At 63.4% G+C, this 12,658-nt stretch carries 10 protein-coding genes; 5 read left to right on the top strand and 5 right to left on the bottom strand.

From position 1 onward, the window contains the following. Positions 1-226: 226 nt before the first annotated feature. The 5 genes from CCR95_RS21005 to CCR95_RS20985 all read right to left on the bottom strand — a co-directional run bounded on the left by CCR95_RS21005 (position 227) and on the right by CCR95_RS20985 (position 3,646). Positions 227-481: a helix-turn-helix transcriptional regulator gene (locus CCR95_RS21005; protein WP_201098137.1), complete on the bottom strand. Its 255-nt coding sequence runs from the start codon at positions 479-481 to the stop codon at positions 227-229. Positions 482-562: 81 nt separating this feature from the next. Further along, complete coding sequence (locus tag CCR95_RS21000; RefSeq protein WP_201098135.1) at positions 563-1,108, bottom strand: hypothetical protein; 546 nt, start codon at positions 1,106-1,108, stop codon at positions 563-565. After that, the gene (locus CCR95_RS20995) at positions 1,101-2,396 is read right to left on the bottom strand and encodes a tyrosine-type recombinase/integrase (protein WP_201098133.1); all 1,296 of its coding nucleotides are present in this window, start codon (positions 2,394-2,396) and stop codon (positions 1,101-1,103) included. Before CCR95_RS20995 ends, CCR95_RS21000 begins: the two co-directional genes overlap by 8 nt. A gap of 420 nt (positions 2,397-2,816) precedes the next feature. Then, positions 2,817-3,098: a hypothetical protein gene (locus CCR95_RS20990; protein WP_201098131.1), complete on the bottom strand. Its 282-nt coding sequence runs from the start codon at positions 3,096-3,098 to the stop codon at positions 2,817-2,819. Between the two features lie 50 nt (positions 3,099-3,148). Continuing rightward, positions 3,149-3,646 (bottom strand): JAB domain-containing protein, encoded by a 498-nt coding sequence (locus CCR95_RS20985; RefSeq protein ID WP_420825683.1) that lies wholly within the window; start codon positions 3,644-3,646, stop codon positions 3,149-3,151. Between CCR95_RS20985 and CCR95_RS26505 the strand changes: the two genes are divergently transcribed. The 5 genes from CCR95_RS26505 to CCR95_RS20965 all read left to right on the top strand — a co-directional run bounded on the left by CCR95_RS26505 (position 3,607) and on the right by CCR95_RS20965 (position 12,622). Continuing rightward, entirely contained in the window at positions 3,607-3,795 is a 189-nt protein-coding gene (locus tag CCR95_RS26505; RefSeq protein WP_420825682.1) for a hypothetical protein, read from the top strand. The two genes, CCR95_RS20985 and CCR95_RS26505, sit on opposite strands and share 40 nt — an antisense overlap. Before the next feature lie 241 nt (positions 3,796-4,036). Beyond that, complete coding sequence (locus tag CCR95_RS20980) at positions 4,037-4,696, top strand: thiopurine S-methyltransferase (protein ID WP_201098127.1); 660 nt, start codon at positions 4,037-4,039, stop codon at positions 4,694-4,696. Beyond that, positions 4,693-5,727 carry an alpha/beta hydrolase gene (locus CCR95_RS20975; RefSeq protein ID WP_201098125.1) on the top strand — a complete coding sequence of 345 codons (1,035 nt, stop codon included), beginning with the start codon at positions 4,693-4,695 and terminating at the stop codon, positions 5,725-5,727. Before CCR95_RS20980 ends, CCR95_RS20975 begins: the two co-directional genes overlap by 4 nt. A 487-nt stretch (positions 5,728-6,214) precedes the next feature. Further along, complete coding sequence (locus CCR95_RS20970) at positions 6,215-6,889, top strand: PspA/IM30 family protein (protein WP_201098123.1); 675 nt, start codon at positions 6,215-6,217, stop codon at positions 6,887-6,889. 42 nt (positions 6,890-6,931) lie between these two features. Beyond that, entirely contained in the window at positions 6,932-12,622 is a 5,691-nt protein-coding gene (locus CCR95_RS20965; RefSeq protein WP_201098120.1) for a hypothetical protein, read from the top strand. The last annotated feature ends 36 nt before the right edge of the window (positions 12,623-12,658 follow it).

Genomic DNA, 12,658 nt, shown 5'->3' with positions numbered 1-12,658 from the left:
GGGGTTATACTTTTGTTCGCGTCGGTGTCCGGTAAGGTCGGACTTTATGCCGGGGATTGGCGTCCCCGGTGACGGCGCCTATCAGCGCCATCTCCTAAATACTCTACGCTCGATTGTTCTCGCTTTGCAACGCTCTGGTGGCCGCCCCCGCCAGGGCGTTTTTCATTTGTGGGACTTTGGCGTGCTGACTTCGCGCGCCAGATCGGCGAATGGTTGGTGGATTTGCTCACGCGGCCACTCCACCCATAAGCTGATTCAGCGCCGCGCGGACCACGCGCACCTTCCAGTAATTCCTCCCGCGAATTGAAACCGGATCAGGCAGCAAGCCAGCACGGCGCCAGCGCCATACAGTCATGTCCGAGATACCGCCCGCGATCTCTTTCAGCTTGGTTTGGGTGACGAGTGTTTCGTCGGTGAATGGATCAGCGGCGATTGCCGACTGATGGGCGCTATTGAATGCGCTGGTATGGTGGGTCTGCATTCCGAACATTCTCCGTAATTGGGATGTTCAGCATGTTAGAACACGAAAGAGCGCGATAAGAGGGAACGAATTAGCCTTTATTCATTCCTTTTTTGGCCATAATTGCGTGCGTCCTTCTGGGTTGTCTCTCACGTAATCCCATGCAGCAGCGCGCCACTGAGGATTTTTTCGGTAGTATTCAAACAGGGTGTCGATTTTGTAATTCATCCCTGCCGCGACTTTCTCGATAGCCTCATCCCTTGTGTCGCCGAACGACATCCGCCTGACCACCCCAAAAACAGCATCCCGCTGTTTATCCTTAGTGGCTTCTGACTTGAGTCTGCGCTTGACGCCCGGCTGCTCCGATTGTGCGTCGATAGCATCCTTGAGTTCGCGCTTGATGTTGGGTTGTTCTGAAAGCGCCGATAGCGCCGCCTTTTGCCAAGACTGAAGGCATAAAGGAACCGGGATTTCAGCGTCATTCAGCGCATTGATAACCTGGATGGCGACCGATGGCGATGTCGGATCAAAAACGTAATCGAGCATCGCCTGTTGATCCTCTGGTGACAGCCACGCCAATTCTTCAGGGCCAATGCCGTAAAACTGACACAGGAGCGATTGAATCCGCGCCGACTCGCTCTTATCCATTCGCCCGCATCTCCACCACGTTATCCGCTTCGCCATCGCCGACAACAGCGGCTAGATACCGCGCCCACGTCTCCAGCGCGCCTTTTCGTTCTTCCAGATACAGTGCCCTGTTGTAGATGCCAGCCACGCCCGAGCGGGTGCCCGAGACATGATTCAGCAGGGCCTCGATCACATGCGGGGCAATCCGCAGATCCTCGGCCATGCGGGTTGCCAGGGTGCGGCGAAGATCGTGCAGGGTCCAAGGCGCGATACTGGCGCGGGCATCTAGGCGGGCCTTGGCCTTGCTCCACCCCTGGTACGGCTTCGACTCCAATCCTCTCTCGCGCGGCGGTGCGACGAAAACGTATTCGGTGCGGAACCCCATCGCCACCTGCTCGGCTTGGCGCTCGCGCAGGATGGCAAGCACGGGCGCCGACAAAGGAACCATGTGCTCGCGGTGATTCTTGGTCCGGTTGCCCTCGGGCAAGGTCCAGATGGCGCCGCTAAGGTCCAGTTCCGCCCATCGCATTCCGGCCACTTCCTCGCGGCGTTGCCCGGTCAGCATCAAAACCTGAACGATGGCAGCGAACAGATCCCCATCACGCGCGTCAGCGATAGCCTGCCAGATTGCGGCCAGTTCAGCGGAGGACAGGACGCGCGCCCGCGATTGCTCGGCGCCGGGTTTCTTGACGCCCTCGGTCGGGTCAACCTGGATGATCCCGCGATGCAGCGCCCAGCCGAAAAACATCCCCAGATAGGCCAGTGTCCGATTGGCCATGACCTCGGCGCCACGCTCCATCAAGACATCCAGCGAATCCATCACGTCGCGGCGGGTGACTTTCTCCAGCGGTCTCTCCTCCCAATCGGCGAACAGGTCCGCATTCAGAACGCGCGTCATCTGCGCCAGGGTGGCCGGGGCGGGTCGGCGATTCTGGCGACCTCGGTACTTGGTCAGAAACTCAGTGCGGACGAACGCGAAGGTATGGCGGCTCGCGTCCACCTTGGCTGTCTTCTTGGCGCGGACAGATGCGCCGGGATCTTCCCCTTGCTCCGCTTGACCTCGGGCCTGGATCGCCTTCTCTCTCGCCTGAGCGAGGGTTACGCCAGGGTATCGCCCGAGCGTCAGACGTTGCTGCACCCATTCGCCGTTTCTGAGAATGCGCAGGAGCATCACCCACGAACGAACACCGGATGATGAGATACGAATCCCAAACCCCGGCGTCTTGGTGTCCCAATACTCGATGCGGTCAACGTCGGTCGGGGTCTTGAGTCGCCTAACGGCGGCGTCGGTCAGTTGGGTGGTAGGCATGGCACAATCCATTTAGCGGACCAAAATGATTGTTACCCGCAGATTCTCCAATCAGGACATCCGCTTATCCAAAAATCGGCTTCCGGGTAACAACGCTTGTCACTGGGGCCTCTCCGGGTAACGCTCCGGGTAACAGGATTTCGCGGTATAGGCTGTTACCCGGCGTTAGTAACAGTCTATAACATTCGACAGAAAAGGCAACGCTGAAGGCAGGTTAGCGGAGATAGAGCGGGTGACAATGTTTCGGCAATTTATGGCCAGAAATGGGGTACCCTGAGACTGTTAATCACTAGGTCGGCGGTTCGAGCCCGTCCCAGGGAGCCAATAAAAACAACGACTTACATCTTAATTGGTGTAGGTCGTTTTGTTTTTGGTGGGACTGTAGTTTTGATTGTCCCACCTGTAGGGATCAGGTCTGATCTAATAATCTTCTGGCAACAGCACCGTCGTGACGGATCTGTCCCACTCCGTGATAACCCAGACTTTTAAATCCTCATGGATTTGGTAGGCGCTGAGCAGACGATCCCCCTCCTTGAGCGCAAGGTCGTTGGCTTGACGATCTTCATCGTCAAGGTCACCCCAGTCGCCTAGCTCATGGCGAGATAGAATCGTGGGGATGATGGCCTCCAGATCGCGCTGGCGAAGACGCTCCAACGCATTGGGGGTAATCACCGTTTGGCCGAGTGGAAACAGTGCGTTCATGGTTGGCTCTCAATGGATTCAGCCATCCCTGGCGTTCTGGTGTCTGGGGCTCAGAGTAAACCGCATTCGGCCAGTGAAGTACCCTGCCCATCTCCCACGATGAAGTGGTCGAGTACCCGGACTTCGATTAAGGCAAGCGCCTCCTTTCTGCTTGACTGGAGTTCAGCCAATCCTGAAGGATGATTGTGGGCCAGAATCACAGCCGCCGCGCCTGTCTCGATAACTTTTCTGACAACATCTCTGGGATGTACGCTTGCACCGTCGATGGTGCCGTGAAACAACTCCTCGTAGACGATGACACGATGCCGGCTGTCGAGAAACATGCAAGCGAACACTTGATACTGAAGATCATAAAGCCGGAGCTTGAGATAGTCGCGTGTGGCCTCGGGGCTGGTGATGCAGTCCTGCTTGACGAGGTATCGCTGTTCCAGGCACTTGATGGCTTCCGCCACCAGCGCCTGACCGCTACCGCCTCCATGATCGCAAACTGCCCGGCTGCCCCGATATCGTGTTTCCCGAACGACGTGCCTTGATTTTGGTCCATGGATGTCTCTGGCGCGCGCACGGCTGCCCTCTGTCCGCCATCCCTCAAACACGCCGTGACTTCTGGGAGAAAAAGCTCCAGGATCATCGGGAGCCTGACAGGCGTGCGTTAATCGCTCTCATTGCGTCCGGCCGGCGCGTCATCATCGTTTGAGAATGTGCGCTGCGAGGAAAGCGCAGACAGGATCTGATGTCCGTGATCAATGCCTGCGAGCGGTTCCTGAATCGTCCGGAGATTCGCAGCGCGATGATCGAGGGATCGGGCTGAAGATGCGGCGACGGGTCGCGCTGGTCGACCAAGATTTGCCCTTCATGGTGGTTTCACCACCCCGTGAACGCTGCCATTTGTGGCTGCCTCTAAAATGCTTAACGCTGTTCAACTGGAGAAACCTCGCATGCAACCGGAATTCTGGCTCGAACGCTGGCGGCGCGGCGAAACCGGCTGGCATCTGCCCGAGATCAACCTGCATCTGCTTGAATTCTGGCCCCGGCTCGGTCTGCCGTCGGATCTTCTGGTCTTTGTCCCGCTGTGTGGCAAGGCCCTGGATCTGCTCTGGCTGGCGAGCCAGGGACACCGGGTGCTCGGGGTCGAGATCAGCCAGCAGGCGGTGGAGGAATTTTTCGCGGAGGCCGGACTGGTTCCCGAGATCACCGAGGCGGGGCCGCTGCGTCGCTATCGCGCCGATGAAATCACCCTGCTCTGCGGCGATTTCTTCGACCTGACCCCGGACCATCTGCGCGAGGTCGGCGCGGTCTACGATCGCGCCTCGCTGATCGCCCTGCCGCCCGAACTGCGGCCACGGTACGCGGCGCACGTCAAGACCCTGGTGCCGAGCGCGGCCCCGAGCCTGCTGATCACGCTCGACTACGATCAGAACCAGATGACGGGGCCGCCCTTTTCGGTCCATCGCGCAGAGGTTGAACAACTCTTCGCCGACCGCTACGCGATGACCGAGCTGGCGAGCTTCGATGTGCTCGACGACTCGCCCAATTTTCGCCGACGCGGATTGACCGCGCTCGCGGAAGAGGTTTGGCGGCTCGATCCTCGGGGATGACCTTGATCCGGTCGATCACCATCCTGCTGATCGGTTTTGCCGTGTTGGCTGGCTGCGCCACGCCCCAGGTTATCGCGCCCCTTGGCGCCGCTCAGGACGGACAGCGCCAGATGAACGCCCTCCCCCGCCTGGATCCGCACCATGCCATCATGGCCGACGGCTATCGTCTGCCGCTGCGGGCCTGGTCCGGTTCCGCCACTCCGTCAATTGTTGTGCTCGGCTTGCATGGCTTCAACGATTACAGCCATGCCTTCGCACCCCTGGCGAGCGATCTGGCACGCCGAGGGATTGTCACCTATGCCGCCGACCAGCGCGGATTCGGCGCGAGCGCCCTGCCCGGCCGCTGGCATGGCGACCAGGCGCTCACCGAGGATCTTCGGACCCTGATCGCCCTGCTGCGCGCACGCCACCCGCAGGCACGGATTTATGTCGCCGGCGAAAGCATGGGCGGCGCGGTCGCGATGCTGGCGGCGGCGCGGCGTCCACTGCCGATCGACGGACTGATCCTGATCGCGCCCGCGGTCTGGTCGCGCGACACCATGCCCTGGTATCAGCGCGCGGCGCTGCGGGCGGCCATGCAAACCCTGCCCTGGCTGAAGCTGACTGGAGAAGGCGTTCGGCGGAGTCCGTCCGACAACCGGGAGATGCTCCTGGCGATGTCGCGCGATCCGCTGGCGATCAAGGCGACGCGGGTGGACGCGCTCTGGGGCGTCACCGATTTGATGGACGGCGCGCGCGCGTCGGCCGTTCATTTGCCGACACCGCTGTTATTGCTCTATGGCGAGCATGACGAAATCATCCCCAGGAATGCCTTTTGCCGACTGCTCGGCACTCTGCCACGCGACCGGGACGGATTGCGTCTGGTGCTCTATCGTCGCGGCTGGCACATGCTGCCCCGCGACCGGCAGGGCGCGCGGGTCCGCGCCGATATCGCCGCCTGGCTTGGCGATCCGACCGCCCCCCTGCCATCGGGAGAGGAAACGCCCATCGACGGCTACCGGACGAAAGCGCTCTGTGCCAGGCTGGATTGAACCGAAAAAGAGCTGTCAGGTTCCAGCCTTCAGCGGCCAGCTTTATTAAATCAGACACTTGGCCAACGGGCCTCGTTTGTTGGGCTAACCAGCGGGGGAAGGCTTCGATCAACGAAAACCTTTGAAAAACAACGGCTGGAGGCTGGTCGCTGACGGCTGACTGCTCTTTCTAGGTTAAAGGGCACGCCACCCCCCGATCCAAGTATCGACATGCTGTGACACAGGTCTCGACTCTCACAGTCAAATTGAATTGAACGATGTTCAAATAAAAAACTCCGATCTATACTCGACTTGGTCCGTCCCAAATTGAGTCGTCAGTCTCCAGCGCAGGCCCATCGGCGACTTGGCCGTTTTCGCCTCAGTCGGCCACTCGCACACGGAGGGCGGAGTGCAAGACCCAAGCGTCGCGCCAAGGCAAGGCTGGTCGCTGGCGGCTAGCAGCTCTTTCCAGATTCATCACTCTGTCATCACGCCCCGGAGGTGTCTCATGGCCAGTCTGTTCAAGCGCATCAGCGATGTCCTTGCCGCCAATCTCAACGATCTGGTGGATCGTGTCGAAGACCCGGAACGGATGATCAAGCAACTCATCCGCGAGATGGAAGAAAACGTCAACAGTGCGCGCGAAGGGGTCATCGACGCGCTGGCCAGCGAGAAGCAATTGGCTAGGGAGCTTGAGCATCAGCGCGGGCAGGCCGGGGAATGGCACAACCGCGCGCGTCTGGCGCTGGAGTCGGGTAACGAACCGCTCACGCGCGAGGCGCTGCTGCGCAAGAAGGAACACGACGGCATCGCCGCCAATCTGCAAGCCTCCTGGGAGTCCGCCCAGCGCACCGGCGAGCGGCTGAAGTCCCAGTTGCGGGCGCTGGAGATGAAGCTGGAAGAGGCGCGGCTGAAAAAGGGCAGCCTGGTGGCGCGTCAACGGGCGGCCCAGGCGCGCGAACAGATGGGCCAGGTCAACGATCGGTTTCAGACCGGTCTCGATCTCGATCATTCCTTTGGCCGCATGGCGGGCAAGGTGGATGAGATGGAGGCGAGGATGGAGGCACGCGATGAACTGTATGGCGACTACAGCCAGGTCGAGCGGGAATTTCTGAAAATGGAAGTCGACAGCGAGGTCGAGGCGGAACTGGCGGCGCTCAAGCGGGAAACGCGCAAGGATTGAGTCCGGAACGGTTTCCTTTTCCCTCCCGCGGAGGCGGCGATCATGGCCTGGGCCTTTCTGATAGCGACGGCAGGACTCTGGCTGGTAGCGCCGGTCGTCCTCCTGATTTCACTGATCGTTACCCACCGGCGGCTCAAGGAGGTTCGCCAACGGTTGGCGGCGGCACAACGCCTCACGCCAACGGGCGCGGCGGGGGGCGGCGTCAGCGGCGGCCACCGTCGCTACGCGCCGGACGATCTCGACAATCTGCTGCTGTTGCGGCAGGAACTGGACCGTCTGGCTGATGCCGGGGAGCTGACGCGGGAGCGGCATCGACACCTGATGGGCGAACTGGATCGGGTGCTGGTGCGTCATCTGCGGGCGGGCGGGGCAACGCCAAACAGCCGCGACTGGCACCATCGGCACGCTTTGGCCTGGAGTCTGTTGACGCAATCGATGGAGACCCCGCCCGGACCGCCGCCCTGGCAACCGGCCGAGCCGGAGCCAGAGCCCGAAATCAAGCCGGCACCAACCTGGACGCCCGTTGCCGCGATCCAGCCCGCTGCCGAGGCGCGCATCGGATCGCCGGCACTGACCCTGGAACCAATGGACTTGGAACCCTTGACCCTGGATCTTTCCGATCTGGAGCAGCCAGACGCTCGATTCAGCGCCCAATCGCCTCCCGAGCCCCGCCAACCGCCCACGCTTGATTCCCCGCCAATCAGACCGAAATCCATCACGCCAGTTCCTGCCAATTGGCAACCCGCCAAGCCGGGTCCGCTGGAAAAAGTTCTACAGCGTCTCTCCGGCTGGCCCAAACTGATCCTGCCCTTCCTGGCGCAGAACATCGGCTGGTTCATCGGCGCCTTCTGCTTCGTCTCCGGCGCGCTCTTTCTCATCGCCAACACCAGCGGGTTCGTCAATGCACTAACGGTGTTCGCCAGCCTGACCGGCGCGACCGCCTTCCTGCTCTGGGCCGGCTATCAGTTCCGCCGCAAGGGTTCGGAACTGGTGGTCGCCAGCAGCATGCTGCTGACGCTCGCCATGCTTCTGGCGCCGCTGGATCTGGCAGTCGCAGTTCGCCTGATCGAGGCCAGCGACGGCAATGGAACCCTGTTGACCGTCAGTCTGTTGATGACCGCGCTCACCCTGGCGGGCTTTGCCTGGGCGGCCGCCCTGAGCAGCGCGCTCATGGATCGGGCGCTGCGCGGGATCTATCCTTGGCTGCTGACGGCACTGGCTGCGGTGCAGCTTGCCGCGCCGCTCGCCGGTGTCTGGCCGGACTGGTCCGCGCTGGCGGCCTTGCATCTGGTACTTTTGGCGCTGCTTGCCTATGGTCTGTGGCGGTTCGCCCGCGCATGGCTGCAACGGCTGTTCGTCGACCAGCGCCTGACGACCTATTACGCCGCCGGGATGCTGATCTATACCGCGACCCTGTCGTTCGTCCATCTGACCTGGATCTGGCCGGAAGCGCTGCCCGCCGGTTATGCGGGGCCGTTTCTGATGGCCCTGAGCGGGCTGCTGTTCCTGGTCGATGCCGCCTTCAAGGATTGGGTCAACAAATACGCCTTTCTGTCCCGCTTCAGTTTCGCGCTCTACGCGCTGTCGACGGTGGCCATCGCGGTGTCGCTCCAGTCGACTCCAACCCTTCTGCTCACCTTGGCGCTCGGGGCGGTCCTCTATGCCTGGGTGACCTGGCGTTACCGGACTCTGCCGCCGTTGTTGTTGCTCCTGGCTTGCGTGGCCGGACTCTACGGGTTCGGGATTCTGACGCGCCTGCCGCCAGCCTGGCATGCACTCGCCAGTCTGCCGGGGCTGGCGACGCTGCTGTTGCTGGCGCGCTGGGTCGCTCCCCGCTCGCCGGCCATCGCCCGGCACGCTCTGCTGGCGTGCGGCGGATTGCTCATCGGTCTGACGGTCTGGAGTCTGTTTTGGAATTCGCCGGGCTGGCTGGGGTTCGTCACGGCACTCACGGCAGCGATACTCCTGTCTCGGATTGTCCGGCGCGTGCTGGCGTTGCCGGATGCCGATCCGCGTTGGGCCTCTGCCGATGCCGGCGTGGTCGTTCTGGCCTCGGTGGCGGTCGCTTATGCGGCGGTCTGGCGGCCCTTGAGCTGGGAGGCGCAAACCGCCTTCGGCCTGCTGGCGCTGGCGGCGCTCTGGAGCGGTCTGGGGCTGCATGTGCGCTGGCCAGTGCCCGTTAGTCGAACCGTCTGGATTCGCGGCGCGCTGGCCAGCGTGGCGCTGGGGCTGTTACTCGGCGGAGTCGCTTTTTGGCAGACGCCATTGGGCCGGATGGAGCCGCTCGTCCTGCTGACAATGGCGAGTGCGGTGTTGCTTTGGCTCAGTCTGAATCTGCGTCGACAGATGCTCTTTTATGGCGTCCTGGTCCTCGTCGCCGGGCTTGGAGGTTTGATCAAGCTGGGGTATTTCCCCGGCCCAAGCACGGGATCGAGCGAGTTCCTGATGGTGCTGGCGCTGTGGTCATGGTTGACCTGGCTCGACTGGCGCAACCGTCACCGTCAGGCGCTCCGCTCGCTCCTGGCCGAGGTGAACGTGGCGCCAGATTCGCCGCTGACCGCGCTCGTCCGCGTCCCGCTGGAAAGGACGATGGCCCTGCTGTGGGCGCTCGGGTTGACGCATCTGAGTTTGCGTCTGCTGGATGGCACGCTCGGAGCCTGGTTGCCCGCGCAGGTGGGGCTGGCGATCCTGAGCGGGTCGTTACTCATCGGTCATTTCCATCTCTACCGCTGGGCCGCGATCCCGTTTCTGCTGGGTCTGGCCGGCCTGATGGTCCAGTGCGGTCGCCTGGGCTTGACGCTCCCCTGGCTGGGCGCGGTGGCCGTCCTCTATGCGCTGCTGGTCTGGCGGGTGGCTGTCGCCGTGCTGGCGAGTCCCTCGGCCTGGCGCCTGGCGGGGATCCTGGGTTTCACCGTGCCCGGCGGGGCTGGCGGGCGCCGGCAGGCAGACGCGAGCCTGCACGCCTGCGCGCTCCTCGTCGCGGCCGTTCCGGTCGCGGCCAGCGTCGGGGTGGCCCTGCTGGGATCGCCGGCGCCGGAATGGCTGCCAGCGCTGGCACTGAGTCTGCTGCTCTTCGTGCTGACTGGCTGGCGCGACCGTTCGGCACCGCATGCCCTGGCGGCCCTGTCGACGCTGACCGTCGGAATCTGGCTGATCGCGGCCTGGCTGAGTCCGGTCATGCTGTTCGGGCTGGGTCAACCGCTGATCAACGTGCTTCTGAGCGCGGTCATGGCGTTGGCGGCGCTTGGGATGGAACCTGGACGGCACGCGCAACGTACCGTGCCGCTGGCCTACTGGCGTTCGCCGCTGTCACGCATCGGCGGTCTGCTCTATGCGCTGACCCTGGCGGGCGCGCTGCTGGCGGCGCTGGTCGAGGATCCGGGACTGCCCGGCTTACTGGCATTGTTGTGTCTCGCACTTTTTCCGGTGTTTCGACCCTTGCGGAACGCCGCGAACTGGCGCGGCCCGATGCTAGCGCTGCTGCTGGGCGGGTTGATCCTGAGTGTCGTCTCGCGCGCCGGCTGGAATCTTCAGGGCATGGCCTGGGGCGCCATCGTCTGGGGCTATCTGCTGTGGCTCGGCGGCAACCTGTGGCTGCCGCGCTGGAACGCCCGCCGGCCTGACTGGGCCGTGACGCCGACGCTCTGGCCCCTGCTGGGACTGGCCGGGGTGCTGGGCGGGGCCACTCTCGGCTTTCTGGCCGGTCAGCTCTCGCCCGCCGCCACGCTGGCCCTGCTGACGCCGTATATCTGGCTCCTGTTGCGCAATACCGCCTGGCCGGGCATGGCCTGGCTGGCGGTGGCGGCGCTGACGGGGAGCGGAATGCTGGCGACCGGCGTCCTGACCTGGCAACCGCTGAGCATCACGCTGGCGCTGCTCTGGCTGAATCTGCTCTTCCTGCTGGGGACGCTGTGGCGACGGCATGGCCCGCGGCTGGCGCGCTGGCTCGATGGGCGTTGCAGCGCCCTCGACACGCCGTTGTTCTGGATTCCCTTTGCCCTGCTGGCGCTGCTGACCTTGGCGCTGGCGCTGGAGATCCTCGGGTGGCGGCTGACCGTCGCACCGCCGGTGTTCAGCGGTCTGTCGCTAACGGGCGTAACAGTCTTGCTGGCGCTGACCGCTGGCCATGCGTTCGGACTCCGCCCACATCGATTCCAGGCCCATCTGCTATTGCTGGGATTGACCCTGCTAGCGGTGGCGGCGTTGCTGAATCTGGCCATGACGCCAAACCAATTCGCGCTGGCGGTGACCCTTTGGAACGGCTTGCTCCTGCTGGCCTGGCGCTACGGACCGCCCGGCCCTGACGCTTGGCGTGTGGCACTGACGCACTGGTTAAACCTCTTGCCGACGGCGGCGTTCGCGCTCTTGTTCGCCGCATCGAGCCTGGACTGGCGCTTCCTAACCCTGATCCTCATCGCGCTGGCCGGGGTGACGCTGACAACGGGCTGGTGGATGCGCGCGCGGATCTGGCTCGCGCTCGGTCTGACCCTGGCGCTGACGGCGACCTACACTGCCTGGTTCAAGGGCACGGATCCATTCGTCCTGGAGATCGTCGGCGGACTCGCGCCCTGGTATGCCGTTCAAACCCTGCTGCTCTGGCTGGCGTCGATGGCGGTTCAGAGGAATCTGGAAACCCGGGCCTATCGTCTCGCTGATGACCGCTCCGAGGTCGAACCCGAGCGGCTCGCCCGGCTTGCCGATCTGGAACAAACACTGAGCGAGTTGCGCCCCTGGCTGCTGGCGTCCGGCCTGGGCTGGCTGGTCTGGCATGGCTGGAGTGTGCTGGCGTCTCAAGCCGGATGGGATGCGTCGCCCTGGCATTTCGGCGTTCGCGCCGATCCGCTGGCGGCGGGCGCGGCACTGCTGCTCCTGGCCGGCTGGGCCGCTGTGCGGGCCTGGCGCCGACCGGACGAACCGCGTTGGATTGACCTCGCGGCGCTGCTGTTGGGACTGCTGGCGGGTTACGCGCGACTGGTGGGTCTGGGACTGGCGCCCTTCATGGTCGGCGATACGGCGGTTCTCATGGCCGCCGCCTATGTCGCGCTGCTGCTGCACCAGTTCAGCGGCGCGCGACCGTTGTACCGTCTCGCCCTGCTGCTGCCCATCCTGGCCGTGGCTACCACGCCGCTGCAACTCGCCTCGGGCTGGTCCGGCGGAACCCTGCTCGCCGCGTCCGTGCTCTATCTGACGCTGGCGAGCCGGCTGCGCCATCCCTGGGCACTCTATCTCGGGGTGCTGGCGCTCAACGGCGCGGTCTATCTGTGGGCACCCTTATGGGCCGAACGTTACGAACTCTGGCAGTTCTATATCGCACCGGCGGCGGTGTCGGTGCTGGCGCTGCTGCATCTGCACCGCGCCGAATTGCGCCCGAGCGTCCTGAGCGGTGCCCGACTGACGGCCTTGAGCGCGCTCTACGCCGGCGCCGCGCTGGACCTTTTCCTGCGACCGGAACTGAGCGTGTTCGTGCTGGCGCTCGCCCTGGCCTTCATCGGGATTCTGCTCGGCATCGCGCTACGCATCCGCGCATTCCTCTACGCCGGCGTGGTCTTCCTGATTTTCAATGTGGTCGGGCAACTGGTCCAGTTCTATCCGGACCAGGGCATCGGCCGGGCATTGATCCTGATCGGACTGGGCGCCACCATTATCGGCGGAATGGTGATCTTCAATCTGAAGCGCGAGGCCATCCTGCGCCGGGTCCAAATCCTGCGGGCGGATCTGGCGGGGTGGGAGTGACGGCTTGGACGTGTTTTGAGGGGATTTCCTGAGAAC

The sequence above is a fragment of the Thiocystis minor genome (genome assembly GCF_016653465.1).
GTDB classification, from domain to species: Bacteria; Pseudomonadota; Gammaproteobacteria; order Chromatiales; family Chromatiaceae; genus Chromatium; species Chromatium minus.
Note: the sequence above shows the minus strand (reverse complement) of the source record. Positions and strands in the feature narration are given on the sequence as shown.